This is a genomic window from Polynucleobacter sp. (genome assembly GCF_040400325.1).
In the GTDB taxonomy this organism is placed as follows: Bacteria; Pseudomonadota; Gammaproteobacteria; order Burkholderiales; family Burkholderiaceae; genus Polynucleobacter.
Genome location: NZ_JBBAQK010000001.1, coordinates 102,036 through 128,420 on the forward strand (window position 1 = coordinate 102,036; position 26,385 = coordinate 128,420).

Annotated in this window: 29 protein-coding genes; 13 read left to right on the top strand and 16 right to left on the bottom strand. The window is 44.1% G+C overall.

Annotated features, from left to right (window positions below):
- Window positions 1-12 precede the first annotated feature (12 nt).
- Window positions 13-1,800: an acyl-CoA dehydrogenase gene (locus tag ABWP14_RS00555; protein WP_353201033.1), complete on the top strand. Its 1,788-nt coding sequence runs from the start codon at window positions 13-15 to the stop codon at window positions 1,798-1,800.
- 12 nt (window positions 1,801-1,812) lie between these two features.
- Here ABWP14_RS00555 and ABWP14_RS00560 read toward each other — a convergent pair whose 3' ends face one another.
- Window positions 1,813-2,259 carry a hypothetical protein gene (locus tag ABWP14_RS00560; protein WP_353201034.1) on the bottom strand — a complete coding sequence of 149 codons (447 nt, stop codon included), beginning with the start codon at window positions 2,257-2,259 and terminating at the stop codon, window positions 1,813-1,815.
- A 27-nt stretch (window positions 2,260-2,286) separates the two neighbouring features.
- On the bottom strand, window positions 2,287-2,823 hold the full coding sequence (locus ABWP14_RS00565) for an META domain-containing protein (RefSeq protein WP_353201035.1): 537 nt from the start codon (window positions 2,821-2,823) through the stop codon (window positions 2,287-2,289).
- 224 nt (window positions 2,824-3,047) lie between these two features.
- On the opposite strand from ABWP14_RS00565, the gene rpsP reads away from it, so the two are divergent.
- The 6 genes from rpsP (at window position 3,048) to ABWP14_RS00595 (ending at window position 7,008) form a co-directional block, all read left to right on the top strand.
- Entirely contained in the window at window positions 3,048-3,293 is a 246-nt protein-coding gene (gene rpsP / locus ABWP14_RS00570) for a 30S ribosomal protein S16 (protein WP_028819142.1), read from the top strand.
- A gap of 93 nt (window positions 3,294-3,386) precedes the next feature.
- Complete coding sequence (gene rimM / locus ABWP14_RS00575) at window positions 3,387-3,953, top strand: ribosome maturation factor RimM (protein WP_353201036.1); 567 nt, start codon at window positions 3,387-3,389, stop codon at window positions 3,951-3,953.
- Window positions 3,954-3,973: 20 nt separating this feature from the next.
- Window positions 3,974-4,720 carry a tRNA (guanosine(37)-N1)-methyltransferase TrmD gene (gene trmD / locus ABWP14_RS00580; RefSeq protein WP_353201037.1) on the top strand — a complete coding sequence of 249 codons (747 nt, stop codon included), beginning with the start codon at window positions 3,974-3,976 and terminating at the stop codon, window positions 4,718-4,720.
- A 135-nt stretch (window positions 4,721-4,855) separates the two neighbouring features.
- Window positions 4,856-5,251: a 50S ribosomal protein L19 gene (gene rplS / locus ABWP14_RS00585; RefSeq protein WP_028819145.1), complete on the top strand. Its 396-nt coding sequence runs from the start codon at window positions 4,856-4,858 to the stop codon at window positions 5,249-5,251.
- Window positions 5,252-5,314: 63 nt separating this feature from the next.
- Window positions 5,315-6,052, top strand: a complete 738-nt coding sequence (locus tag ABWP14_RS00590) for a CoA pyrophosphatase (protein WP_353201038.1) — start codon at window positions 5,315-5,317, stop codon at window positions 6,050-6,052.
- Window positions 6,049-7,008, top strand: a complete 960-nt coding sequence (locus ABWP14_RS00595) for a CobD/CbiB family protein (protein WP_353201039.1) — start codon at window positions 6,049-6,051, stop codon at window positions 7,006-7,008. Before ABWP14_RS00590 ends, ABWP14_RS00595 begins: the two co-directional genes overlap by 4 nt.
- On the opposite strand, the gene rsgA is transcribed toward ABWP14_RS00595, so the two are convergent.
- A complete protein-coding gene (gene rsgA, locus ABWP14_RS00600; RefSeq protein WP_353201040.1) occupies window positions 6,953-7,966 on the bottom strand; it encodes a ribosome small subunit-dependent GTPase A in 1,014 nt (337 codons plus the stop codon). The two genes, ABWP14_RS00595 and rsgA, sit on opposite strands and share 56 nt — an antisense overlap.
- A gap of 5 nt (window positions 7,967-7,971) precedes the next feature.
- Window positions 7,972-9,222, bottom strand: a complete 1,251-nt coding sequence (locus ABWP14_RS00605) for a M48 family metallopeptidase (protein ID WP_353201041.1) — start codon at window positions 9,220-9,222, stop codon at window positions 7,972-7,974.
- 252 nt (window positions 9,223-9,474) lie between these two features.
- Here ABWP14_RS00605 and ABWP14_RS00610 point away from each other — a divergent pair, with 252 nt between their 5' ends.
- Both ABWP14_RS00610 and orn read left to right on the top strand, forming a co-directional pair.
- Window positions 9,475-11,514, top strand: coding sequence for a spermidine synthase (locus tag ABWP14_RS00610; protein WP_353201042.1), 2,040 nt, complete (start codon window positions 9,475-9,477; stop codon window positions 11,512-11,514).
- A gap of 8 nt (window positions 11,515-11,522) precedes the next feature.
- Window positions 11,523-12,116, top strand: a complete 594-nt coding sequence (orn, locus tag ABWP14_RS00615; protein WP_353201430.1) for an oligoribonuclease — start codon at window positions 11,523-11,525, stop codon at window positions 12,114-12,116.
- A gap of 8 nt (window positions 12,117-12,124) precedes the next feature.
- Here orn and mog read toward each other — a convergent pair whose 3' ends face one another.
- Window positions 12,125-12,748, bottom strand: a complete 624-nt coding sequence (mog, locus tag ABWP14_RS00620) for a molybdopterin adenylyltransferase (protein ID WP_353201043.1) — start codon at window positions 12,746-12,748, stop codon at window positions 12,125-12,127.
- Window positions 12,749-12,774: 26 nt separating this feature from the next.
- On the opposite strand from mog, the gene pmbA reads away from it, so the two are divergent.
- Entirely contained in the window at window positions 12,775-14,121 is a 1,347-nt protein-coding gene (gene pmbA / locus ABWP14_RS00625; protein WP_353201044.1) for a metalloprotease PmbA, read from the top strand.
- A gap of 53 nt (window positions 14,122-14,174) precedes the next feature.
- On the opposite strand, the gene ABWP14_RS00630 is transcribed toward pmbA, so the two are convergent.
- From ABWP14_RS00630 to fdxA, 4 genes are read right to left on the bottom strand one after another with little or no spacing between them, the layout of a single operon-like run.
- Window positions 14,175-14,663: a dihydrofolate reductase gene (locus ABWP14_RS00630; RefSeq protein WP_353201045.1), complete on the bottom strand. Its 489-nt coding sequence runs from the start codon at window positions 14,661-14,663 to the stop codon at window positions 14,175-14,177.
- A gap of 12 nt (window positions 14,664-14,675) precedes the next feature.
- Window positions 14,676-15,470: a thymidylate synthase gene (locus ABWP14_RS00635; protein WP_353201046.1), complete on the bottom strand. Its 795-nt coding sequence runs from the start codon at window positions 15,468-15,470 to the stop codon at window positions 14,676-14,678.
- A gap of 36 nt (window positions 15,471-15,506) precedes the next feature.
- Entirely contained in the window at window positions 15,507-16,553 is a 1,047-nt protein-coding gene (locus tag ABWP14_RS00640; RefSeq protein ID WP_353201047.1) for an NAD(P)/FAD-dependent oxidoreductase, read from the bottom strand.
- Window positions 16,554-16,579: 26 nt separating this feature from the next.
- Window positions 16,580-16,903, bottom strand: a complete 324-nt coding sequence (fdxA, locus tag ABWP14_RS00645; protein ID WP_353201048.1) for a ferredoxin FdxA — start codon at window positions 16,901-16,903, stop codon at window positions 16,580-16,582.
- Between the two features lie 142 nt (window positions 16,904-17,045).
- On the opposite strand from fdxA, the gene ABWP14_RS00650 reads away from it, so the two are divergent.
- The gene (locus ABWP14_RS00650) at window positions 17,046-17,237 is read left to right on the top strand and encodes a ketopantoate reductase C-terminal domain-containing protein (RefSeq protein WP_353201049.1); all 192 of its coding nucleotides are present in this window, start codon (window positions 17,046-17,048) and stop codon (window positions 17,235-17,237) included.
- 100 nt (window positions 17,238-17,337) lie between these two features.
- Complete coding sequence (locus ABWP14_RS00655; RefSeq protein WP_353201050.1) at window positions 17,338-17,877, top strand: hypothetical protein; 540 nt, start codon at window positions 17,338-17,340, stop codon at window positions 17,875-17,877.
- A gap of 81 nt (window positions 17,878-17,958) precedes the next feature.
- Here the strand turns inward: ABWP14_RS00655 and ABWP14_RS00660 are convergent, their stop codons facing one another.
- The 3 genes from ABWP14_RS00660 to ABWP14_RS00670 form a co-directional block, all read right to left on the bottom strand.
- Window positions 17,959-19,836, bottom strand: coding sequence for a TRAP transporter large permease (locus ABWP14_RS00660; protein WP_353201051.1), 1,878 nt, complete (start codon window positions 19,834-19,836; stop codon window positions 17,959-17,961).
- The gene (locus ABWP14_RS00665) at window positions 19,829-20,497 is read right to left on the bottom strand and encodes a TRAP transporter small permease subunit (protein ID WP_353201052.1); all 669 of its coding nucleotides are present in this window, start codon (window positions 20,495-20,497) and stop codon (window positions 19,829-19,831) included. The genes ABWP14_RS00660 and ABWP14_RS00665 overlap by 8 nt, the downstream gene beginning before the upstream one ends.
- 125 nt (window positions 20,498-20,622) lie before the next feature.
- Complete coding sequence (locus ABWP14_RS00670) at window positions 20,623-21,738, bottom strand: TRAP transporter substrate-binding protein (RefSeq protein WP_353201053.1); 1,116 nt, start codon at window positions 21,736-21,738, stop codon at window positions 20,623-20,625.
- Between the two features lie 231 nt (window positions 21,739-21,969).
- Here ABWP14_RS00670 and ABWP14_RS00675 point away from each other — a divergent pair, with 231 nt between their 5' ends.
- The gene (locus ABWP14_RS00675; protein WP_353201054.1) at window positions 21,970-22,956 is read left to right on the top strand and encodes a 2-hydroxyacid dehydrogenase; all 987 of its coding nucleotides are present in this window, start codon (window positions 21,970-21,972) and stop codon (window positions 22,954-22,956) included.
- Window positions 22,957-23,028: 72 nt separating this feature from the next.
- On the opposite strand, the gene ABWP14_RS00680 is transcribed toward ABWP14_RS00675, so the two are convergent.
- The 4 genes from ABWP14_RS00680 to moaA are packed head-to-tail and all read right to left on the bottom strand — an operon-like array spanning window position 23,029 to window position 26,368.
- Window positions 23,029-23,322 carry a hypothetical protein gene (locus tag ABWP14_RS00680; protein ID WP_028819163.1) on the bottom strand — a complete coding sequence of 98 codons (294 nt, stop codon included), beginning with the start codon at window positions 23,320-23,322 and terminating at the stop codon, window positions 23,029-23,031.
- A 12-nt stretch (window positions 23,323-23,334) separates the two neighbouring features.
- Window positions 23,335-24,651, bottom strand: a complete 1,317-nt coding sequence (gene moeA / locus ABWP14_RS00685) for a molybdopterin molybdotransferase MoeA (RefSeq protein ID WP_353201055.1) — start codon at window positions 24,649-24,651, stop codon at window positions 23,335-23,337.
- Window positions 24,651-25,235 carry a molybdenum cofactor guanylyltransferase MobA gene (mobA, locus tag ABWP14_RS00690; RefSeq protein ID WP_353201056.1) on the bottom strand — a complete coding sequence of 195 codons (585 nt, stop codon included), beginning with the start codon at window positions 25,233-25,235 and terminating at the stop codon, window positions 24,651-24,653. Before mobA ends, moeA begins: the two co-directional genes overlap by 1 nt.
- A gap of 17 nt (window positions 25,236-25,252) precedes the next feature.
- A complete protein-coding gene (gene moaA, locus ABWP14_RS00695) occupies window positions 25,253-26,368 on the bottom strand; it encodes a GTP 3',8-cyclase MoaA (protein WP_353201057.1) in 1,116 nt (371 codons plus the stop codon).
- Between the last annotated feature and the right edge of the window lie 17 nt (window positions 26,369-26,385).

Sequence of the window (26,385 nt, forward strand, 5' to 3'; positions counted from 1 at the left end):
AAAGGAGTAGTAATGCCTTATGTAGCGCCCGTTAAAGAGATGTTATTCGTTATGAATGAATTAGCGGGGCTCGCTGAGGTAGTGGCATTTCCTTCATACGCACAAGCGGGTGCTGATATAGATTTGGCGCCAGCTATTTTGGAAGAATCAGCAAAATTTACTCAAGACATAGTCGCTCCACTAAATTGGCCTAGCGATCAAAATCCTAGCTCATTAAAGGATGGCGTAGTAACAACTTCTCCAGGCTTTAAGAATGCCTTTGAGCAATTTGCAGCTGCTGGATGGCAGGGTGTTATTCATCCTGCAGAGTTTGGTGGGCAAGGTTTACCAAAATTGATTGCCACTCCCTGTTTCGAGATGGTGCATTCAGCAAGCCTTTCTTTTGCCTTATGTCCCATGCTCACTGATGGTGCGATTGAGGCATTACTCACTGCTGCAAGCCCTGAACTTCAAGAAAAATTTGTACCTCAAATGATTGCTGGTGAGTGGACTGGCTCAATGTGTTTAACGGAGCCTCAAGCTGGATCAGATTTATCCATGGTTCGTGCACGCGCTGTACCAGAAGGCAATGGCATTTATCGAATTTTTGGCACCAAAATCTATATTACCTATGGTGAGCATGATATGGCTAAAAATATTGTGCACTTGGTGTTAGCAAGAACGCCTGATGCACCAGAGGGAGTAAAAGGTATTTCTTTATTTGTTGTGCCTAAATTATTGGTGAATAAAGATGGTTCTTTAGGTGAACGCAATGACGTTCATTGTGTATCTATTGAGCATAAATTAGGTATCAAGGCCAGTCCCACTGCAGTGTTGCAGTTTGGCGATCATGGTGGCGCTATTGCTTATTTGGTAGGCGAAGAAAATCGCGGTCTTGAATATATGTTTGTGATGATGAATGCTGCGCGCTTTGCGGTAGGTATGCAAGGTATTGCAGTAGCAGAACGCGCGTACCAAAAGGCGGTACAGTACGCAAAAGATCGCGTTCAAAGCCGTGATCTAGCTGGATCTCCTGGCCCGGTTGCTATTATTCATCAGCCTGATGTTAAGCGGATGTTAATGACAATGCGGGCCTATACAGAGGCATGTCGAGCCCTAGCTTATTATGCTGCCGCTGCTTATGATGCGCAACATGCTGCGCCTAATACACAGGATCAAAAAGTAAATCAAGCAATTTATGAGTTCCTAGTACCTATCGTAAAAGGTTTCTCTACTGAAATGTCGATCGAAGTTGCTAGTCTAGGCATACAAGTGCATGGCGGCATGGGATTTATTGAAGAGACGGGTGCTGCTCAACATTATCGAGACGCCCGTATTTTGACAATTTATGAAGGCACTACAGCTATTCAGGCAAATGATTTAATTGGCAGGAAAACAGTTCGTGATGGCGGCGCTAGCGCTAAAGCACTTACAGAGAAAATAGTACAAACCGAAAAAGATCTTGCCGCCAACGGATCATCAGATGCGATGGCTGTACTGAAGCAATTAAGCGCTGGACGTGCAGCATTTGAAGCATCAGTCGATTACATCTTGACTAATGCCCAGAGCGAAGTCAAAGCGGTTTATGCAGGGAGCTTTGCTTATTTACGCTTATGTGGGCTGGTATTAGGTGCCTGGCAAATGGCTCGTGCCCTCTTGGCTGCACAACGATTACGTGATTCTGATCCTGGTTTTTATGATGCCAAGATCGCTACAGCACGTTTCTTTGCAGAACATTTATTACCTCAGGCGCAGGCCTTAGCAATCTCTATTTTGGAAAGTGGCCACTCAACCAATGCATTAGAGGTAGAGCAGTTCTAAAGTTATTGGTATTTACTGAGATAACTTTTTAGCTTCATATACTTGAGAAATAAAAAACTGCTCAAAAGAAATGGCTAAAAAAGTCATCATTACCACCGCACCAAATACTAAAGAAAAAATAACTGTCAATACCACAGGCCAGCCTGAGTGGGTTCGCTTGATTTCTTCAATGCCGGGATTGAATTGGGCATCCCATTTTTCATCAGGACGTAGGCCAAAAGTAATCGTTGTTAACCAGCTTGCTTCAATTGCAATAAAGCCAAAGGTGAGGAGCATCCAACCTGGCGCTGAATCAAAGTGATTCGCTTTTAGAAGTCCATAGCCTGCGAGACCACCTAGCAGTGCAATCAATTGAATCCAGGCCCAAAAGGATTTTAGGCCTTGTAAGTAGAAGCAATTGAAACCGCTGCCTGGAAAAAATAAGCCGAGAGCGCAAAAAAAGAGTTTGGATTTTTTCATGTATCTTGTGTTGTGAAAGTAATGAGCTTATTTACTGATGACTATATTGCTGCGTTGGGTAAAGCTCAACACTTCTCGGTCGGCTCCAATCATGAGTAATTGATCACCATTGCGTACGATACTGCGATAGTCATTGAGCTCGTATAGAAAATCGTTTTCTAACTCCATGCGAGCAGGCGGGCAACTCATTTTTGTACTGGTAATTTGCTTGAAGGTAAAACCTTTCGCATCTTCATCTAAAGTAGCAGTAAAGTGATTGCAACCAGTTGAGCCACTGACCCTTTCACCTTTTGCATCAAAAATCATTTGAATGGGATTACTACTCTCCCCTTGGGGAATCTGGCGGGTCCGAACTTCGCCATTCGCATTTGGGGGTAAGTTCCAGCGGGTTAATTCCCATTTGGTATTGCGAAGTTCGCTGCTGGGAGGGCTGGTCTTTACGCCGCAAGGGGGAATGACGTTTGCGCAAGCCGTTAAAAGGGATAGGCTAAGGCAGCAAACTGTCATGAATAGGCTATTTAAGTTACTTTTGGAGGGGCTAGAAAGTGCTATTTTGACAGTCATTTTTTTATAAAGCATTGATTTATATGATTTTTTTACTTATATTGGTTTCCTATTCTACTGGCTTGAAGACTTAAATAGGTGGAAGAAGTAGGGGTTTTCGTCTAGAATATGAGATTTTCCGCTCTACCTTGTATTTGCTTGGAGAGCTGGAGCCCAAAGTTTTTTGTAGAAATTTCATTGGGTTGTAATCAACCTGTTTTCATTTTAGATTTTAAGGAATAAGTATGGTCGTCATTCGACTGGCACGCGGCGGCTCTAAGAAGCGCCCTTTTTACAGCATTGTTGCTACTGATAAGCGCAACCGTCGCGACTCGAATTTTATCGAGCGTATTGGTTATTTCAATCCAAAGGCAGCTGAAACTGAGCAAGCAATGCGCATTGCTCAAGATCGTTTGACTTACTGGACTGGTGTTGGTGCGCAAGTATCTCCAACCGTTGTTCGTTTGATCAAAAATAATCCTGCTGCTTAAATATTATCTAACTAAACACTTCATCATTGCGATGAAGTTTTTGGTAGCATGATTTTTGGCGGTTTTATTTCGGGAAAATAAGGTGTCTTTCAAATGAGCGCACCTTCCTTAAATCATTTGATTGAGCTTGGCGCCATTTCTGAGGCGCAAGGTTTGCAGGGACAAGTGAAGGTTAGACCTCACTCATCGGATCCTGTGGCACTTCTATCTTCTAAAGCAGTTTGGTTGTCCTTGATTCCGCGAAGGGATGCTGGCGTTTCTGCATCTGTAGAACAAGCTTCCTTGACACAATACAAAGTGAAGAGCGCCAAAATGCACAGCGGCAATGTGGTGATGGCGCTAGAAGGAATAGCAGATCGCGATCAGGCACTTGCCCTAAAGGGCGCTCGCATCTTAGTGGCTCGTGACGCCTTTCCAAAAGCAGAAAGTGATTCTTATTACTGGGTTGATTTGATTGGTTGCCAAGTTACCAATCTACAAGATGAAGTATTGGGTGAGGTGATTGATATTACTGATAATGGTGCGCATGGCATTATCGCAATCGGTGATCCTGCGACTAAAAAAATCTTGCAACTAGTACCATTTGTAAAAGAGGTGGTTCACAATGTTGACTTGAGCAAGAGAATGATGACGCTCGATTGGCAGTCTGACTGGCAATAGCCCTCTTTGGAAATTGAGATATGCGCTTTGATGTAGTCACCCTTTTCCCGGAAATGTTCTCAGCGTTAACGCAATGGGGAGTGACTGGTCGAGCTTGCGAGCAATCACTTGCTAGTGTCCATCTTTGGAATCCACGAGATTTTTGTTCTGATGTTCGTAAGACGGTAGATGATCGTGCCTATGGCGGCGGCCCAGGCATGGTGATGATGGCTAAACCCTTGGAAGATACCATCGCACAAGTTAAGGCAGCCCATCATGCTGCTGGACTCAAGAGTGGCCCCATTTGTCTTTTGGCTCCGCAGGGCGAGCGTTTTTCTCAAAAAATCGCTGGAAATATTCTCAATGAAAGTAATATCAGCTTCATATGTGGTCGTTATGAGGCTATAGACCAACGTTTTATCGATCGAAATGTAGATTTACAGCTTTCGATTGGTGATTTTGTGGTGTCTGGCGGTGAAATACCCGCTATGGCCATCATGGATGCAGTGATTAGGTTGATACCAGGAGCCCTTGGGGACGGTGAATCTGCTGTCCAAGATAGCTTTATGAATGGTCTTTTGGACTATCCGCACTATACGAGACCCGAAATATATGAAAATTTATCTGTTCCGGACGTGCTTTTGGGCGGACATCACGCTAAAATAACGGATTGGCGTCGGCAGAAGTCTTTAGAGCTGACGTTCAGGTTTAGGCCAGATTTAATTGAATCTGCTAGAACCAATGGGTTGCTAACCCGAGAAGATGAACAATTTCTTCGCTCGCTGTGAATACTTTTAGTAGTGTGCAGTTGTGAATGAGTGGTTTAATTTTTGGTTTAGTGAAATTGTTTAACTGCATCCTCTGTTAGGTCCGTTGATGAATATCTCGGGATTAAACGCTAATAAGATGTTTAAGGATTAAAAATGAATTTGATCGAAAAAATTGAGCAAGAAGAAATTGCTCGCTTAAGTGCTAACAAAACTTTGCCAAGTTTTGCACCTGGTGACACAGTAGTAGTGAGCGTGAACGTTGTTGAAGGTACTCGTAAGCGTGCCCAGGCCTTTGAAGGCGTTGTAATCGCTAAGCGTAATCGTGGACTGAACTCCAGTTTTATCGTACGTAAGATTTCTTCTGGAGAAGGCGTTGAACGTACTTTCCAAACTTACTCACCATTAATCGCAAGCCTTGAAGTAAAACGTCGCGGCGATGTTCGTCGTGCGAAGTTATATTACTTGCGCGACCGCTCTGGTAAGTCAGCACGTATTAAAGAGAAGTTGCAAGCACGCACTAAAGCAGTGGCTGCTCCAGCTGCTGAGTAATTCGCATTGCTGCACGAAAAAAGGCGGCCTTGGTCGCCTTTTTTGTTACCTTAGAATATGCATATGCCCAAGACCTCAAAGCCCGAAGAAGATCCCATCAGTGTGGCTGCGCCTCCAGGTTTTGATGCTCGTGCCGTCCCAGTTCATGAGGTTTGCTCTGATCAGGTAAAAGTGTCACCACTAGCTTTAGATCCAAACTCTCTTAGGCAGCGCTTTCTGGTTCAGCCAATATGGCAACCGGAAATTACTGACGAAAGTCGTCATGTGATGGCGGCGGACATTATTGCTAGGCGTCAAGCCGCAGGGAAGCTTACTCAGGCAGCCGTTCTTATCCCCTTGGTATTGCAAGAGGAAGGTTTATCTGTTTTATTAACCCAAAGAACGGATCATCTTAGGGATCATGCTGGGCAAATTAGTTTTCCAGGTGGCAGGATGGATCCTGGTGATGTTGATCCCAATCACACCGCATTACGAGAGAGTGCGGAGGAAATTGGCCTAGATCAGTCCCGCGTGGAGATTATTGGACATTTGCCCCAGTACCTTACGGTTTCAGGTTATAGCGTCACTCCAGTGGTTGGTTTGGTTCAAGCTCAGGCAGAATACCCTCTGGATGAGTTTGAGGTGGCTGATGTTTTTGAGGTACCACTCCGTTTTTTGATGGATCCAGCCAATCATCAAATCAGAGTGTGGCAAAGTGAGCAGGGCGGTCGTCGTTTTTATGCGATGCCCTATGAAAATCGTTTTATTTGGGGCGCTACAGCTGGAATGTTACGCAACCTTTATCATCTATTAAAAGTATGACCTTCTTTTCTATCCTCTTCGCCCTCATTGCTGAGCAATATCGCCCAGTAACCGCTAGCCATTGGATTGCTCGAATGAGCGCCCGTTGGTTGGATTGGGTCGCCGGTGAATTCGGTGGCAAGTCTGAAGAGGGTGCAAGTCCTATTGGTGCACGCTTGGCTTGTATGGTGGCATTTATTCTTCCCACCTTTTTGGTATTTGTAATTTATGTTGTTTGTATGGTGACTTATCCAATTTTGGGCTTCGTTTGGAACATCATCATTGCCTATCTCTTTTTTGGCTTTCGTCAGTTCAGTCATTCTTTTACCCTGGTGCATGAATCTATCGAGAGTCATGATCTTCCTGCGGCACGTGCTGCATTAGGTGAATGGTATGGACCCGAGCTAGACATTTCGAGCCTGACAGAAACTGAAGTCATTTCTTTAGCATTAGAGCGTGCCATCATTGGTTCACATCGTCATGTCTTTGGAGTCCTTTTCTGGTTCTTAATGCCAATGGGTCCTGCAGGTGTTGTCTTATATCGCCTTGCAGATACTGCCGCTCAGCGTTGGTCTCAGCGTGGCGACTTTAATCTCAGTGAAGCGGCACGTCACTTCTTTTATGTACTTGATTGGATTCCTGCGCGTATCACTGCGATGGGCTTTGCCATTGTGGGCAACTTTGAAGGTGCTGCATATGGCTGGCGTTACCTCACTCGGAAGTGGCCAGACTCTTTATCAAGTGTGATCTTAGCCTCCGGTAGTGGTGCACTGGGTGTTCGTTTAGGCGAGCCCTTAAGTGAGCCTGATAGCGATGAAGCTCTGCGCATGGCCGAAGCAGGTGAGCCTTTAGTTTATGAAGTAGGTATGGAGCCTACTGAGCGCACGATGCGCTCTGCAGTTGGCCTAGTATGGCGTTTGGTTATCGCTTGGATGGCTTTGCTGTTAATGTTGACCAGCGCTGTTTGGCTTGGCTAATACCTTGTAATTGCGTATCGGCTGTTTTTGAATCTGAACGCAACTGCCTAAACAGCGCTAGTCTCTCTGGGGCTATTTCATTTTTCTCTAGAGCCTCTCGAACCGCACAATCAGGCTCTGCTTGATGAGCGCAGTTATGAAAACGGCATTTCCCTAATAGATCTTTAAATTCTCTAAAGGCATGTTGTAGTTCACTGACAGACATGTGGGCTAAACCAAATTCTTGAAATCCAGGCGAGTCAATTAGAGCGCCCAATTTTCCATGAACGTCTTTACCCCAGATTTCTGGTAATTCAAAATAACGACAGGCAGTCGTGGTATGTTTTCCAGTATCTAGGCGTACTGAATATTCTTGAGTGAGTGCTGCTGCATTCGGCACCCAGGCATTGAGTAAGCTCGATTTCCCCATACCTGATTGGCCCACAAACACCGATATTTTGCCTTGAAGAGCTGGGCGAAGTGCTTCAATGGATGCAGGATCAAATTTAGCTGAGACCTCGCTGACAGGATATCCCATGCGCGCATAGGGCGCGATGATTTTGCGGGCATGAGTCAAATTATCCTTGAGGTCGCACTTATTGAGTAGGATATGAAGACCAATTTGATTTGCTTCTGCAGCGACTACCGCTCTACCCAAAAGGTCAGGAGAGAATGCGGGTTGTGTCGCCAATACCACGAGAATTTGATCTACGTTAGACGCAATCAATTTACTTTTAAATGCATCAGAACGGTACAGTAAATTTTCTCTGGGCTCAATTTCAATAATGCGGGCCTGATTAGCAGAGGTACTCTCTAGTAACAGCTCATCACCAACAGCGCCAATATGTTGTTTAGCTGGTGTACTGACCTGAACCAATTCTTGTCCGAGCATTGGATTGCCAAGAGGGTCCTTAGAAATCCGTTGCGCTAAATAATGCCTTCCATAAGATGCAGTCAGCAGCGCACGAAATTGCTCCATATTTCCTAGCTAAAGCGTTGCAAGTTGGCAATGCGTAATGGAGCAGGTGGGTGAGAGCTATAGAAAGCGGTATACAGAGGATCGGGCGTTAAGGTTGAGGCATTATCTTGATATAACTTCACTAATGCAGAGATCAAATCTTTTGCTGAAGATTTGTCTGCAGCAAACCCATCTGCCTCGTATTCATGTTTACGGGAAGCTAAGCTAGCTAAGGGGGTTAGGAAAAAGCTGAATACCGGAGAAACGAGCATGAAGAGGGCCAGTGCCAAGCCACCGTTATAGCCATTGAGGTTTGGCATCACTCCCAAATCCGTATAAAACCAGACTTTAGTACTAATCCACCCTAATAATGCAAACATACCAAAGCTGAGAACAAAAGACACCAGCAAGCGCTTGCGGATATGGTTGCATTTGAAGTGTCCCAACTCATGCGCAAGGACAGCCTCTACTTCACCAGGATTCAGTTTCTCAATTAAGGTATCAAAAAAGACAATGCGTTTAGCTCTTCCCATGCCAGCAAAAAATGCATTGCCATGGGCACTGCGCTTACTGCCGTCCATCACAAACAAACCTTGACTTGCAAAGTCGCAACGCTTTAACAATGCTTCAATCTGTGTTTTGAGAGGCCCATCTTCCAAGGCAACAAATTTGTTAAATAGGGGTGCAATAAAAGTGGGAAAAATCCATTGCATCAGTAAACTAAACGATGTGAGTACTCCCCAAGCCCAGAGCCACCAAAAATCTCCTGCTTTAGCCATTAAAGTTAGGATGACCCATAACAAGGGGATGCCTATAGCACCACCAACCCCAATACCCTTTAGCATGTCACTAAAGAATAACTTTTTATTCATCCGATTAAAGCCAAAGCGCTCTTCAAGGTCAAACTGTTTATACCAAGAAAAAGGAATATCAATGATTCCTGAAATCAGGACGATCGATACTAGTAGTGCCATTTGTTGGGCGATGCCAGCACCTAGTAATTGGAGTAAGCCAATATTCAGAATCTCTAATCCACCCAATAAGGTGAAAGAAATTAAAATGATGGCGCTGACACCATTTTCTAGAATGCCTAAACGCAACTTAGCAATGGTGTAATCTGCCGCCTTCTGGTGCTCTGCTAATGTTACTTTTTCGGCGAACTCGGCTGGTACCGTGCCGCGATGTTGAGCAACAAAACGAATTTGGCGTTGGGAAAGCCAGTGGCGTAGGCCAAAACTAGCAATAAAAGCAATGAGAAAAATAATTGTAAATGTCATGAGATCATTATATTTGGAAAAGTATCAATTTTAGCTAAAAAGCTGACTTCAGTCGCTATCCTGGTGCATACGGGTGGAAGGTTAAAAAATACAAACTCAGTCCGTCATTTACTCAATACCGCTATGTCAAAAGAGATGGTAATGAAAAAATGCCATTGAGTACTTACAAATATAATAAACAAAACTCATATTAGAACCTAACTCTATAAAAACCATTACCCCTTTAAAAAAACACCATAACGCTAGAACAATATGAAATACAACCTACAACTGACTTTTCAATACGGCCTGACTATTTTTTTAAGTGCCTTTTTATTGTTCCAGGTACAGCCGCTGATTGGAAAAATAATCCTGCCATGGTTTGGTGGCTCAGCATCAGTCTGGACAACCTGCATGCTGTTTTTCCAAGCTACTTTGCTGTTTGGTTATATCTATTCGCATTGGATTGTTAAGGCACTAAACCCCTACCGGCAAAGCATCTTGCACATTGCATTGCTGTTGATTAGCTTATCTTTGTTACCGCTAACTGCGAGTGAACTATGGAAGCCTACCGGTAGTGAAAACCCCACCCTGCAAATCTTGGGCCTTTTATTTGCTTCGATTGGTTTGCCTTATTTTGTGCTTTCCACAACTGGGCCATTGATTCAGGCTTGGTTTGCACGTGAGCGTACAGGCGGCATTCCGTACCGCTTGTTTGCCTTGTCTAATTTTGGATCCATGTTGGCTTTGCTGGCTTACCCAATTGCATTTGAGCCAATGCTGCCTACCCAGTGGCAATCCTATTGTTGGTCGGCTTTGTATGTTGTATTTGTATTAACCTGCGCAATCTTGGCATGGCGCAATCGCAATAGCGTTGCCCTAGTAGAGGCAGAAAAAGAGCTTGTTCCTGCGCCGCCCGCTTCTCGTTTATTCATTTGGATATTGTTAGCGGCATGTCCGTCAATATTAATGGTGGCAGATACCAGCTTTTTAACTGAGAATATCGCGCCTGTCCCGATGATTTGGGTAGCTCCTTTAGCTCTTTACTTACTGTCTTTCATTATTTGTTTTGAGGGCAGTGGTTGGTATCAAAGGAAGCTGTTCCTACCCTTATTGGTAGCAGCGCTCTTTATTCTGGCTTATTTGCCAACCTTAGGCTTAAATGAATTGCCGGTGATCATTTCGACGGGTATTAATTTATTTTCATTCTTTGTTATTTGCATGGTCTGTCACGGCGAGTTAGCATCTCAGCAGCCTAATTCACGCTATTTAACAACTTACTATTTAATGTTGGCAGTAGGTGGTGTAATGGGCGGCTTTTTTGTAGGCGTCATTGCTCCATATTGGTTTACTGAAAACTACGAGCTATCGATCGGTATTGTTCTAACCGGTATCGTCGTTGCCTTAGTCTTTTTATCCAATTCGCGCTTTAAAACCACCCAATTGAAGGTACTTACCACTGCTGGAATCGCCTCTTTTCTAGTGCTGATTAGCGTGATTCGCATTGATGATCATTCGCATGATGTTGCTGGCATTGAGTTGAGTCACCGAAATTTTTATGGGACCTTAAAAGTTTATGTTGATAAGGCCCGTGGCTACAAAACGATGCAGCATGGACAAATCAGCCATGGCAGTCAATTTATTGATCCTGCAAAAGCGCAAGAGCCGACTACATATTACGTGCGCGAAAGCGGTGTCGGGCAGGCCATCTTAGTCAAAAACCAATCTAACCAGCCTATTAAAGTTGGGGTAGTAGGTTTAGGTGTTGGTACCTTAGCTGGGTATGCACGCAAGGGTGATGATTACCGTTTTTATGAAATCAATCCTCAAGTGATTGACGCCGCTCAAAAGCACTTTACTTTTTTATCTAATAGTCCTGCAAGCATCGAGTATGTTTTAGGTGATGCGCGTTTGCAATTAGAGCAAGAGCCAAATCAACAGTTTGATGTTCTTGTAATTGATGCCTTCTCGGGTGATTCGGTTCCGATCCATTTACTTACTAAAGAAGCATTTACACATTACTTTAGGCATTTAAAGAGTGATGGAATTTTGGCCTTGCACATTACCAATCGCTTTCTAAACTTAATACCAGTTGTTAAAACTGCAGCAAATGCATTTAATCAAGATATCAAAGTCATCAGCTTTGCTGCCTCAGAAAATAAGGTAGGCTACCGGTCCGAATGGGCGCTGATCAGTAAAGATAAAAAAGCCTTTCGGGATATTCAATTTATTAACGCTCAAGAGATCGAAGATTCTAAGGGTTTTACCCTGTGGCGCGATGATTACAGTAGTCTCTTATCCATCATCAAATGAACAAAGATATGAGCGAACAAATTAACACTAGCAATTCTTCTACTACACAGTCTGCCCCAGCAAATGAACACCTGATTTGGGTGGATATGGAAATGTCGGGGTTAAACCCTGAAACTGACCGTATTTTGGAAATTGCAATCATTGTGACCGATGCACACCTCAACACGATTGCTACGGCGCCAGTTTGGGTTGTGCATCAGGAAGATGCGGTTCTAGATGCTATGGATTCATGGAATAAAGGAACCCATGGGCGTTCTGGATTAATCGATAAGGTGAAGGTAGCCACTCAGGATGAGGCTACAGTCGAGGCAGAATGCATCGCATTTTTAAAGCAATATATCAAGGCAGGTATTGCTCCGATGTGTGGTAATACGATTGGACAAGATAGACGCTTTATGGCCAAGTACATGCCTAAACTAGAAGCATATTTTCATTATCGAAATATCGATGTCTCAACCCTAAAAGAGTTATGTAAGCGTTGGCATCCAGAGCTAGTAAAGGGATTCACCAAACAACAGGCTCATACTGCCTTGGCAGATATCCAGGAATCTATTGAAGAATTGAAGTACTACCGTGAGAAATTTATTGTTCCACTACCCTAGTTAGCACCTTATTTCTTGATAGCGCTTTTAGGCCTAAATACTTTAATCACAGACTCATCGGTTTCTATATAGGGACCACCAATCAGATCAATGCAATAAGGCACTGCTGCAAAGATGCCAGGGACGATGGTTTTGCCGTTGGCATCCTTAAGACCTTCCAATGTTTCAGCAATAGCCTTGGGTTGACCGGGAAGATTAATCACTAGAGCAGCATGCCCTTCAATTTCTCGAAGCACTGCAGTTTGACGCGACAAAATCGCTGTAGGCACAAAATTTAGGCTAATTTGACGCATCTGTTCGCCAAATCCTGGCATTTCACGGGTTCCTGCCTCTAGGGTGGCTTCTGGGGTGACGTCCCTGCGTGATGGGCCTGTACCGCCTGTAGTAAGGACTAGATCACAGCCAAGCTCGTCTACCAGCTCCACAATCGTTTCTGTCACGATTTCTGCCTCATCGGCAATCAGCCGCTCATGAAAGATGCAGGGATTACTGAGGGCCTTCATTAGCCATGCTTGCAGAGCGGGAATTCCCTCATCCTGATAAACGCCCTTGCTGGCTCGGTCCGAGATTGAAATTAAACCAATTTTGATTTCGTTTGGAGTACTTCTTTTCCAGGCTTCGGTATGCTTCATGTTTCTATTCTAGCTATTATTAGGTCATGTTTACATATACTTCAAATCAGTTTCAAGAAATCGTGGATTTCATGCTTAAAGAGGCCGAAAAAAAAGGGGCTTCAGATGCGATAGCAGAGGTTTCAGAGGGGCAAGGCCTCTCTGTAACTGTCCGCAAGGGAGAGGTTGAGACCATTGAGCAAAGCTTGGATAAACAGGTTGGCGTAACCCTCTTTTTAGGCCATCGACGTGGAAACGCTAGTACCAGCGATTTTTCTAAAGACTCCCTCAAGGCCACAGTTGAGGCTGCGTATCATATTGCTCAGCATACCGCGGAAGATAATTGTGCTGGACCGGCAGAACGCGAGCTCCTCGAAAAGAATCCCTTAGATTTAGATTTATTTCATCCGTGGAATATTGATGCTACGCATGCAGTTGAGATTGCGCGGCTAGCAGAGGGAAATGCATTTTCCGTTAGCAAACAAATTCAAAATAGTGATGGCGCTTCAGTATCTGCTCACCACGCTCATTTCATGATGGGAACAACTCATGGTTTTATGGGTGGGTATCCATTTTCAAGGCACTATATTTCTTGTGCCCCGATCGCGACAGAAAAAGGCAAGCAGGCCAAGATGCAACGTGACGACTGGTATTCCAGTTCACGTATTCCGCAGGAGTTAGCAGATCCAGCCGCAATTGGTCAGTACGCTGCACAGCGTGCGCTATCACGTCTGCGGGCTAAGTCCTTAACGACGCGTCGTTGCCCGGTAATTTTTGAGGCACCTCTAGCCGCTGGCCTATTGGGTAGCTTAGTACAAGCTGTTTCTGGTGGTGCTTTGTATCGCCGCTCTAGTTTCTTGCTGGATAGTTTAGGTAAACAGGTGCTGCCAAAACATATCAGTCTATTTGAAAACCCTCATTTGAAATCGATGACCGGAAGCACACCGTTTGATGAAGAGGGTGTAAAAACCGCAGCACGCACAGTAGTTGATAAAGGTGTATTGGAAGGTTACTTTTTATCAACCTATTCAGCGCGTAAATTGGGTATGAAGACTACTGGTAATGCTGGTGGCTCTCATCACTTAACATTAAAGAGTAAAAAAACGCCTAAAGGTGGTTTACCAGCTTTACTAAAGGAGATGGGTACTGGCTTATTAGTGACTGAGTTAATGGGGCAAGGCGTGAACTATGTCACGGGTGATTATTCGCGGGGCGCCTTTGGGTACTGGGTAGAAAACGGAGTCATTCAGCATCCAGTCGAGGGAATCACCATTGCTGGTAATTTACGAGATATGTTGTTGGAGATTGAGTTAGTCGGAAGTGATTCTTTAATCCGCGGCACCAAAGAAACGGGCTCAATCTTAATTGGTTCAATGACAGTAGGCGGTAAATAATAGGGAAGCGCACTTTAGCTTCAGAAAAAACTGTAATAGTGTTCTTAGTCTTTTTATTTTCGTTGTAGCGTCAGAAAATGGAAGCTAATTTCACCCTCAGAGCCTGGAGTGCGTTCAAGTTCTAGCCACTCTTCTGGATTCGGTACTTTAAAGAAAGTATCACCACCTTCTACATCCATTTCAATTTCAGTAATATAAAGCTGATCTACTTTTGGGAATGCCTGAGTAAATAATTGCTCTCCACCAATCACAAAGACGCGAGGTAGCTCGCTAAGGCGATGAAGTGCATCATCTAATGAGTTGGCCACCTCGGCGCCGGCAAGAGTGAGATCTGGATTGCGACTGACAACAATATTGCGACGACCAGGTAAAGGGCGACCAATAGATTCCCAAGTTTTACGTCCCATAATGACTGGGAAACCCATAGTGACCCGTTTGAAGAACTGTAGGTCAGCAGAAATTTTCCATGGCATTTGGTTATCGCGACCAATCACATGGTTGCGTGAGCGCGCAACAATCATAGAAATAGCAGGTTGAGTCATATAAATATTTTCTTAAATAGCTACTGGAGCTTTAATATGTGGATGACATTCATATCCAGCAATTTCAAAATCTTCAAACTCATAATCAAAAATAGAGTTAGGCTTTCGAAGAATATTCAGTTTCGGAAGTGGGAAGAAATCTCTTGAGAGCTGCAAGTCTACTTGCTCAAGATGATTGCTGTATAGGTGGCAATCGCCACCAGTCCAAATAAAATCGCCTACTGCAAGATTGCATTGCTGTGCCACCATATGAGTGAGTAGGGCGTAACTGGTGATATTAAAAGGTACGCCTAGGAAAATATCAGCGCTGCGCTGATATAGCTGACAAGATAATTTGCCATCCGCTACATAAAACTGAAAGAATGCATGGCAAGGAGCTAGAGCCATACGAGGAATGTCAGCTACGTTCCATGCAGAGACAATGATTCGACGGGAATCAGGATTTTTCTTAATCGTCTCAATGACTTCTGTAATTTGATCAACATGCTGTCCATTTGGGGCAGGCCAAGAGCGCCATTGGTAGCCATAGATAGGGCCTAACTCGCCATCTGGTGCTGCCCATTCATTCCAAATCGATACACCACGCTCTTTAAGCCAATTATTATCAGTACTACCCTTTAGAAACCACAATAATTCATAAATAATGGACTTGAGGTGAAGCTTTTTCGTGGTCACCATTGGAAAACCATCAGCCAGATTAAAGCGCATCTGATGTCCAAAAACAGAGATAGTTCCAGTGCCAGTTCTGTCCGATTTTTGGACGCCTTTGGCAAGGACTTCTATCATGAGATTGTGATATTGGTGCATAAGAATTTGGCTAAAAATGAATGGTTATACGATAGCTTACTCGAATGTGGGGGACTTCACCCCAAGGACCTTATGAAGCTTTGTTGAGGTGGTTGTGTATTGGAGTTGAATTGGTTTCTCTGGGTTGAGATATTCTGCGGCAGCAAAGGCGGCTAAAGCGGCCTCATGAAAACCAGACAAGATTAATTTTTTCTTTCCTGGATAGACATTAATATCTCCAACCGCATAGATTCCCGGAATGCTCGTCTCAAATTTTTTGGTATCAACAGTAATTTGTTTGCGATCAATTTCTAGCCCCCAATCTGCAATCGGGCCAAGCTTTGGGGAGAGTCCAAAAAAGATCAGCAGATCATCTAATACTATGAGTTCAGATTTACTATCAATATTCGTAAAGATGATTTCAGTAAGTTGATTCTTGCGAGTTTCATAGCCAGTAATTTGTCCGATGAGTAACTTTATTTTTTTATCTGCACATAACCCACGCATTTTGGCGATGGATTTTGGAGCGGCTTTAAAGTCATCTCGACGATGGATTAGGGTAATGCTCGCTGCCTTATCTACAAAATGTAATGCCCAATCTAGAGCAGCATCTCCGCCGCCGCAAATCACGATATTTTTATTGGCAAATTGTTCTGGATCTTTTACACGATAGAAAACTTGCCGATCAAGAAAGGCGTCTAGGCCCTCAAGATTGAGAGTGCGAGGCTGAAAGGCGCCAACCCCAGCTGCGATAAAAATAGTTTTACTGAGGAAATGCTCGTCCTTCGAAGTGCTCACCAGAAATCGACCATCAGCCTGTACCTTAAGTTCTGTAACTTCCTGGCCCAAATGAAATTGCGCACCAAATGGTTCAATCTGTTTTAGTAAATTATTAGTGAGCTCCCGACCAGTGCAAACCGGAATCGCGGGGATATCGTAAATAGGTTTATCAGGATAAAGCTCGATACATTGACCGCCTGCCTCAGGTAAAGAATCAATGACATGGGCCTTGATTTCTAATAGGCCAAGTTCAAATACCTGAAAGAGACCCACTGGGCCGGCGCCAATGATGAGGGCATCGGTTTGTATGGGTGAGTGGAGCACAAATTCTCTAGGAGATTGGGTTTGGCTTACTTCACTAGCTGATCAAGCTTGCTTTTGACGTCTTTCCATTCATCGGCATCTGGAAGACCGGCTTTAGACTTGGTAATGGATGTCCAGTTAGGTGAGAGCTCAGCATTTAGCTTTATGAAAGCTTGTTGATCGCCAGGAACATCATCTTCAGCATAAATTGCATTGACTGGGCACTCTGGAACGCAGACAGCGCAGTCAATACATTCATCGGGATCGATTACTAAAAAGTTTGGACCCTCACGAAAGCAATCAACTGGGCAAACATCAACGCAGTCTGTGTATTTGCAGCGGATACAGGATTCGGTAACAACGTAAGTCATGGTGTTTTATTTCAAGAGACCCAATGTTGGGGGATTAATCATAAAAATATGATTTTAGCTGAAATAGCGTCATTTTCAGGCAAAGCCCCTATTTTCCAAGAGGTGAGCGGTCTTTTAGCTATAGAAGACCCAATCTTCTTCTGTGGAGATTCTCACTAAGGAGGGGTCACCTTTTACTGCTTCGATGCTCAGAGACTTGCTTGCTGGAAAGAAAAATGAATATCAACATATCTTGGGTGATTTGATTGCTTTTGCTGGCAATGAATCTACAGACTGCCCGCTATTAAAAATAGCCTATACCCACATGGCAGTTGAAGATAAGAATAAGCTCTAAGCAAGGGCTTTCCCTAGGACTCCGCTTTTCCAAAGCTTAGCCTCAATTGATTACACTTTAGGCATTGGCATTAATAAACCCCACTAGGAAAGAATGGATCATGGAAGAATATCGGCTACAGATCGATAAAACAGCAAAACCCTTATTGATTATTGATTACACCTTTGGAAGCGATCGTCAGCTAGAGTTAATGAAGTCTACTAACCTGCCTACTGCCTTGCAAAATGCTAAGGTAAAGACGGAGTTTGATTTGGCGTATGCATGGAGCGAGTTTGCCCGTAAGTATTTAGAAAAAACAAAAGAGATTGCAGCAACCCCCATTTGCTGGCAAGGTCATTACGATCAGCTTGGTCGAGTGATGCTTGAAATGATGCGTCTTAGTAGGGATAAACAGGATATGTCAAGTCAGGAAGACGTATATGAAATTATTCCAAATCTAGAAGAAATTCCTTTCATTAGCAAACCCTCTCGTCTAGAAGATAAGATGTTTTGCCGGATCTGGCTCTCCTTAATTCGCCATCCAGCTTTTATTGAGATGGAGCTAGATGAAGATGAGTTGACATCGTTTAACTACTGGCAAGGTTTATTTACGATCGCCTTAGGTAAAACGAATAGTGAGCTACTAAAACAGTCTGCTTAGTTCATTTTGGTAGCAGTAGTCGATGTAAAAAAAGCGCTCCGATAAGAGCGCTTTTTTCTTTAGCAGAACTACTTGCTACCATTAACCTCCGTAGAGGAACTTTGGAAACCATAAGGTCATGCCGGGCCAAACGTACATGAAGACCATGCATGCAATGACGATGAACATATAAGGCATCATGCCTGCAAAGATCTGATTTAGAGTGACACCTGGCGGTGAAACTCCTTTGAGGTAGAAGGCAGACATAGCAACCGGTGGCGATAAGAATGCTGCTTGTAAGTTGACAAATACTAAAGTACCCCACAACAGAGGATCGATGTTGAAGTGCGCCAACAAAGGCAAGAAGATCGGCACGAAAATCACAATAATCTCTGTCCACTCTAAAGGCCATCCCAGGAAGAAGATGATTGCTTGAGAGAGCAGCATAAATTGGAGTGGTGTCAAATCTAACATCAACACCCATTTTTCAATGATCGATTGACCGCCTAAAATGGTAAACACAGCCGAGAAAAGTGCTGAACCTACAAACAACCAGCACACCATCGATGTTGTTTTAGCCGTCAAGAAAACCGCCTGCTTAGTGCGATCAAAGTTTAAGGTACCTGCCTGAAACGCAAGAATGAACGCACCTAAAGCACCTACTGCCGCAGATTCAGTGGCGGTAGTAATACCTAATAGGATGACAGCTAAAACCAAGATCGTCAGAACACCTAAAGGCATGACAGACTCAATTAATAGCTTGAGAATCTCAAACTGTTCCTCATCTAACTTAATGTAGTAATAAAGGAGTAGCAGTCCAAACAGGATGCAGGTCAAACCATAATACAGTTCGAAGTTTTCTGGCGGTCCCGCTGCAGCTTCTGGAATGCTACCTTCAGCTGGAGGTGCATCCCCGGCGGCAGCGTCTAAAGCAACCAAAGGAGCGTCTTCTTCAGGCTCTTTTGATTTGATGTTATTGGATGTGGCGTCAAGAGATACTAAACCTTCCTCAGCAGGTTCTGCCGCGCTGGTAGAAGCTTTAGCGACTTGGGTCACTACTGGAACATTGAGGGCGTCTCTTTCATTTTGTTGATGGATGATGACATACCACCATACTCCCCACATCGCGACTGCGACCAACATCAATGGCGTTAGAACTGCCAGTACATTCTTGAAAATGCTCTTGAATGAGAGTCTTGCTTCAGCTGGTGCATTTATTAATTTACCTGGCGAGAATAGAGCCTTGAATGTTGCGACCAACATATTGCTGGAATAGTGCTCACGTAAAAAATGAATCGGTGCTGGGACTGGAACGATGAGTTGCTCGGGCGGTAACTTAGGTGCAACCTTAGGGTTAATTAGAGCCCAGCCAATGATGTAAACCAGGTATAAAAAGGCTAGGAAAAATCCCGGTACCATCGCAGCAGCGTAGAGCTTGACAACGGATTGGCCGGCAACTGCTGCGTAGACAATGATCATGACTGAAGGTGGAATCAGGATGCCTAAGGTACCTCCAGCCGTAATGACACCAGCAGCAAGCCGCGTATCGTAGCCTGCATTGAGCATCGGTTTCATGGCAATCACGCCCATGAGAACAACCACGGCACCAACCAGCCCACTGGCGATACCCCAGAAAGTACAAACAATGAGGGTTGCTACCGCTAGAGACGCAGGCAGACGACGGAATGCTAACTGGATACTGTAGAACATCTTATCGACAAGCGCCCCTCGTTCCATCACGTATCCCATTAACACAAAGAGCGGAATGGATAAGAGGACATCATTTGTCATACCTCCGAAGGTTCTTTGCACCATCAGAGTGAAAACTTTGTTTGCAGTCCAGCTTTGGGAAGGATCGTAAAAGGCTGCAAAGCCAAACATCATGCCTAAGCCCATGAGGGTAAAGGCAGTTGGAAAGCCCAGCATGATGACAACAATAATCAAGCTGAGCATCACTAGGCCAAGAATTGGATCACTCATGATTTATCTCTTTAGTTTGACCAATGCGATGATGAGCTGCTTCATCGATGGATTTAGCGTTTTTGATTGCTTGTTGACGAGATGCTTCATCAACGTGAGTAGATGCTGCCAATTGCTGTTCAATGACGTCGATTTCTGCAGCATCTTTCAGGCGAGCAGGCCACACACCAGTTCTAATACAAATAATGCAACGTAAAATTTCAACAAAGCCTTGCAAAAGAACAAATGCTCCTGCAATTGGAATAATCGTTTTAAACGGATAGAGTGGCGGGCCATTGGCAATCTGGGTGGTGTGCTCGCCTATGCGCCAAGATTCTGCAGCATAGGTATAGCCTGCATAAACCAAAGCGGTGATTCCTGGCAAGAAAAAAGTGACATACAAAATCAAATCTAAGGTTGCCTGTGTGCGTGGTTTCATGGATCCATACAGGAAGTCGCCGCGAACGTGACCATTTTGTGCCAAGGTATAGGCACCACACAACATAAACAGAGTGCCGTAAGCCATGACGGATAACTCACCTATCCATGCCGATGGAGAATTAAATGCATAGCGTCTTACAACGTCTGTGACTACCATCAGCATTAAAACAACCACAAGCCAAGCTGCTGCTTTACCAACAAAGGTGCTAATTTCATCTACTGTCAGCATGAATTTATCCATGAACTACTCTCCTAAGATAATTCTGTAATTCTCAACGCCACTAAAAAAACCGGACGGTGATGCCGTCCGGTTCAGATGTGCATGAAGCCACATTATTACATAAGCTTTTAGGGCTTTAAAGGCGCTTAAGCCTTGAAATAATGGTCGTAGGCAATCTTCATATCCACATTGACTAGCAAGTCCCAGCGAACTGCGCGTTGAGCAAATGCTTTTTGTGAATCCAGCACCTTTTTGAACATTGGGAGTTCAGCAGCTTTCTTCGCAATGATCTTGTCCCAAGCTTTCAACTGGGCCACCAAAATAGACTTCGGTGTAGCGTAGAACTTGACCTTGTCTTTAGTTTGTAGTTCAGCAAAATCTTTAGAGTAGCGATCAATTGCCTTCCATGACATATCTGCAGAAGCGGCTTGAGTTCCGTACGTCAGGATCGCCTGAAGATCTGCAGCTAATGAGGTGAATTTCTTCTTGTTGAAGATAATTTCGAATTGCTCTGAGCTTTGATGGAAGCTTTGGAGCATATTGACTTTAGATACGTCAGCAAAGCCAAGGAGACGGTCAGAAGATGCATTATTAAACTCAGCTGCATCTAAAACGCCACGGTCCATTGCCGGAATGATTTCGCCCCCAGGTAGAGCCTGAACTGATGCGCCCATATCTGTGAAGATCTCAATAGAAAGACCAACGGTACGAAATTTCAAGCCTTTCAAATCATCCACTTTTGCAATCGGCTTTTTAAACCAACCTAATGGCTGGGTTGGCATTGGGCCGTAAGGGAATGAAACGACATCGAGCTTTAGGTCGTTGTAAATTTCATTGAGCAACTGCTGACCGCCACCGTATTGGTTCCAAGACAGGAGGGTATTAGCATCCATACCAAAAGCAGGACCTGATCCCCATAATGCTAGTGCTGGGCTTTTGCCATACCAGTATGCCAAAACACCATGACCACCATCTAAGGTTCCGCTAGATACAGCATCTAACATATCAAAAGCTTTAACTACTGAACCAGCAGGCAGCACATCAATTTTGAGACGCCCGCCTGACATGGCGTTCACTTTATTTGCGTAGTCAATCGCATACTCGTGGAAAATATCTTTAGCAGGCCAAGTTGATTGAAAGCGCAAGTTCACAGTCTGTGCACTAGAAATCATTGGGAAACCCATTGCAGCTGCGCCAGCAGTGCCTACAGCAGCGTTCTTTAGGAACTTACGGCGAGGGCTAGTGTTATTGGTATCTGACATCTAAATCTCCTATGGTCATTTTTATATAAATAAACTTCTGGACGAAAAGAATCCTAGCTAAAGTGTACCTAAATTAAGGTAAATAGGATTGGGGGTTTCCCCTTGTTGGGGGGATTATTTATAGTGTTATTTTTATTGCATCGCAATAATATTCTCCCCCAATTTTTCAAGGATCAATTTAAGATACGTGCTTAACAAATTGCAGGTATCCAGATATAAAAAAGGACATTAATGAGTAATAAACCAAAAGTTTTAGTAGCTAGAGCAATTTTTCCAGATCAACTGGCTAAGTTAGAGGAGTCCTTCGAGGTTCGCTCTAACCAGGCTGATCAAGTCTTTACGCCGGAGGAGTTGCAAAAAGAGCTATCGAATGTTGTCGGCGCTTTAGTCACTGGTAGTGAGCGATTAGATGCAAGTGCATTGGCCAATGCTAAAAACTTAAAGATAGTGGCCAATATTGCAGTGGGCTATAACAATTTTGATATTCCTGCAATGACTGTAGCTGGCGTAATGGCAAGTAATACTCCGGGTGTATTAACCGATACCACAGCTGATTTTGGATTTGCCTTGCTGATGGCAACTGCAAGGAGAATTACTGAATCTGAGCGCTGGATCAGGGATGGTCTGTGGGATCAGTGGTCAATCGTGCACAATCCTTTGGGCATGGATTTGCACCACAGCACACTAGGCATTATTGGAATGGGGCGTATTGGCCAGGGCATTGCGAAACGCGCCTTAGCTTTTGGTATGAAAGTGATTTATCACAATCGTAGTCGTCTACCTGAAGCACACGAAAAAGCCTCTGGGGCAACTTACATGTCCAAAGAAGAATTACTCCGAACAGCCGATCACGTTGTTTTAGTTCTACCTTACACACCAGAGAATCATCACACCATTGGCGCCAAAGAAATTGCCTTGATGAAACCGACTGCCACCCTGGTAAACATTGCGCGAGGCGGTATTGTGGATGATTTAGCGTTAGCAAAAGCACTAAAAGAAAAAAAGATCTTTGCCGCTGGTCTAGATGTTTTTGAAGGTGAGCCCAAAGTCAATCCCGAGTTACTCAAATTAAGTAATATTGTCTTGGCGCCGCACATTGCAAGCGCTAGTGAAAAAACACGCCGTGCGATGGTGGATTTAGCTGTTGATAATTTACGTGCTGCATTGGCTGGTCAGAAACCACCCAGCTTAATTAATACTGAATTATTGAAAGATTAGTACGCGGTTCGCAAATAACAATAAAGCCGAGACAGATACAGTTCTCGGCTTTATTTATTTCTAGAGTGTCATTTACTCAGCTTCAATTTCTTCTGGGAGTTCACGCAAGGCTAGTTCAATGCCACCGAATTTACCAGCTACCCAGTTATAAACCTTGCAGGCAATCCAGAGTAAACCGAAGCCAAGCAAAGCATTCAGAACTAATGCTGAAAGCACGGTAAAGCCAGGAATCGCACCATCGCGGACAAAGGCCACAAAGAGTGCCAATAGAACGATAGGGACTGAAAAGCACAGGTAAACCAAAACTAAAGTTTTGGCGGTATGCATAGGGTCGAGGAAGACCAGTTCTTTTTTGCTAAGTTTCATGATGACGCAATCTTAAAGCAGTCCATCAAAAAGCGCCACATCTACCCAGTCTCCGGCAGCAATATTTCCTTGATCGTGATGAAGGATGATGAAACAGCTTGCTTCGCTCATAGAGCGCAAAATGCCAGCCCCTTGGCTGCCAGTCAGTTTGACTGTGGGTCTCCCCTCAGCGTTACGCCCTAAAATAGCCCGCTGAAATTCAGTGCGACCTGGCTTTTTACGAATCGGGGTTTCTGAAATAGCTTGGCTTAGTGGGACTTCAGTTTGGCTCGCGCCGTTCAGTTGCAAGAGTGCGCTTCGAACGAATTGGTAGAAAGTCACCATGACTGCTACAGGATTGCCGGGTAAACCGAAGAACAAGGTTCTCTTAGCTGATGATTGGCCTAAAACTGGCTTCAGTGTTCCAAAAGCCATTGGCCGACCTGGTCTCATTGCGATCTTCCAAAATCCGACGTCACCTAATTCTTGCATGATTTGTTTAGTGAAATCTGCCTCACCAACTGAAACTCCACCAGAAGAAATTAAGACATCGGCTTGAGTGGAGGCCTCAATAAACGCCTCCTTCAAAGAGCTGGGATCATCACGCACAATGCCACAATCGATTATTTCAAGATTGAGTCGATTCAGTAGCCCAGTGAGGCTATAGCGATTACTGTCATAAATACATCCGCTCTCTAAGGGTTGACCTAAGGATCGAAGCTCATCACCTGAAGACAAAATAGCTACTCTCAGTTTGCGCTTGACTTTCAGTGATGCAATACCAAGAGATGCTGCAAGGCCCAAATCAGAGGGGCGTAATAAACGATCAGCAGCAATTGCTGGTTTACCCCTTTGTAAATCTTCGCCGCGTAAGCGACGATTTTCACCAGGCTTGAGTTGATTTTGTTTAAAAGTAATGAATTCAGGATTGTCGCTAGTGGTTAATTCTTGAGGAATAACTGTGTCACAGCCAGATGGCATCAGCGCGCCAGTCATGATCTTGAGGCATTCACCGTCGCTAACCTTGCCTTCGTAAGGCTTACCAGCAAGGGCCGTTCCAATTACAGTAAGAGTAATGTCGAGTGAGTTTGTTTCCAGACATTTGCCATTAAACGCAAAGCCATCCATAGCAGAGTTATCTGCTGATGGCACATCAATTGGCGATAAGACATCTTCAGCTAAAATTCGGTTGATTGCTTGATCCAATGAAACGATATTGATTTCTGCAGGGTTATTAAGCAGTCGAGCTTCTGCGAGAAGTTCATCCACCATTTGTGCAATCGCTTTGCGAGCATCGTCTACATGCAATGAGGAGCTTAAGAAAATAGGGTTATTAGGCGAATGGTTCATCAAGAGGCTTCTTCTAAAGCTTTGAGTTCTTCTGGAGTATTGATATTGGCAAAGGCATCAGCGTTTTCAAATATCACCGTGCTTGAATGTAACTCTTTAAACCAGCGATCGATTTTGAAATTACCACTCTCTAAGAAGAGCTTTAGTGAATCAATTAAATCTGCACGCATTAAACAGAAAACGGGTTGCGCCCACACTTTGCCATCGCTCTCTTTGCTGGAGGCGTGGACCAATTGAAAATCGCCACGTTCCATTTCTGCAGCTAACTGGGCTCCAAGGTTTATAGGTAGGAGCGGCGAATCGCAGGGGGCGGTCAAAAGATAGGGCGTCTTACAGGCTTTTAGTCCAACAGAGAAGCCTGCTAGCGGTCCAGAAAAATCAGGAGTTTCATCCTCAATCACTGGGTAACCGTAGGTCGAATATTGGATGATGTTGCGATTAGCATTAATCAAAATTCCACTGACTTGAGCTTGAAGTCGATTAATCGCCGAGGCAATTAAAGGTTTGCCTAAAAATGGAATCAGACCTTTATCAATTCCACCCATCCGCTGTGCTCTGCCACCAGCAAGGATTAATCCAGTCATGTGTTCTGCAGCAATCATTAGCCGCCGATATAAGACATTTCGACTTTGCGATTACCGGTCGATTGGTTAGCGGTATTCGATCCCCGAATTTCAGAATAGTGGTCATCTCGACTAGACCAAGTGCTCATGATGGCATTGGCAATTTCTAAATCACTATGACTAGAGCGCAATAGGGTCTTGAAATCAAAACCATGATTCGCAAATAAGCATTGGTACATTTGACCGTCTGTGGAGATTCGGGCACGAGTACATTCATGGCAGAAGGTTTGAGTCACACTGGAGATGACGCCAATTTCTCCTGAGCCATCAAGATAGCGCCAGCGTTGTGCCACTTCACCCGTGTAATTTGCTTGAATTGGTTCTAGTGGAAATATTTCATGAATGCGAGCGATAACTTCTTTAGATGAAAGTACTTCAGCCATATTCCAGCCGTTAGAGCTACCTACATCCATAAATTCTATAAAACGCAGAATCACGCCGCTATTTTTAAAATGCTTTGCCATAGTAAGAATTTCATGATCATTCGTTCCCTTTTTAACCACCATATTGACTTTGATATTTTCAAAGCCTACTTCCTGTGCCGCTAAGATGCCATCTAATACATCAACCACAGGAAAATCAACATCATTCATCTTTTTAAAGATCTCATCATTCAAACCATCTAAGCTGATAGTGAGTCTTTGTAAGCCCGCGGCTTTTAATGCAGCAGCTTTTTTACGGAGGATGCTGCCATTGGTCGTCAAGGTCAGATCTAATGGTTTGTTTTCAGGTGTTCGAACTTGTGCCAGCATTTCAATCAATACTTCTAAATTCTTACGGAGTAATGGTTCGCCACCTGTGAGACGTATTTTTTCAACACCTAAACTAGCAAAGATAGTGGTGAGGCGAGTAATTTCTTCAAAGCTCAGTAATTCTTTATGTGAAAGATAAGGGTAATCTTGGTTGAACACTTCTTTAGGCATGCAATAGGTACAGCGAAAATTGCAGCGATCAGTCACCGAGATCCGAAGGTCGCGCAGAGTTCGACCTCTAGCATCTTTGGTGTGGGCATGGGGCGCAACTAACTGTCCAGGAATGGACGGTCTAAGGCCTGTGCCTTCATCGATTCGGATGGGGATTACTTTTTCAACCATATTCTTGATTATGGCTG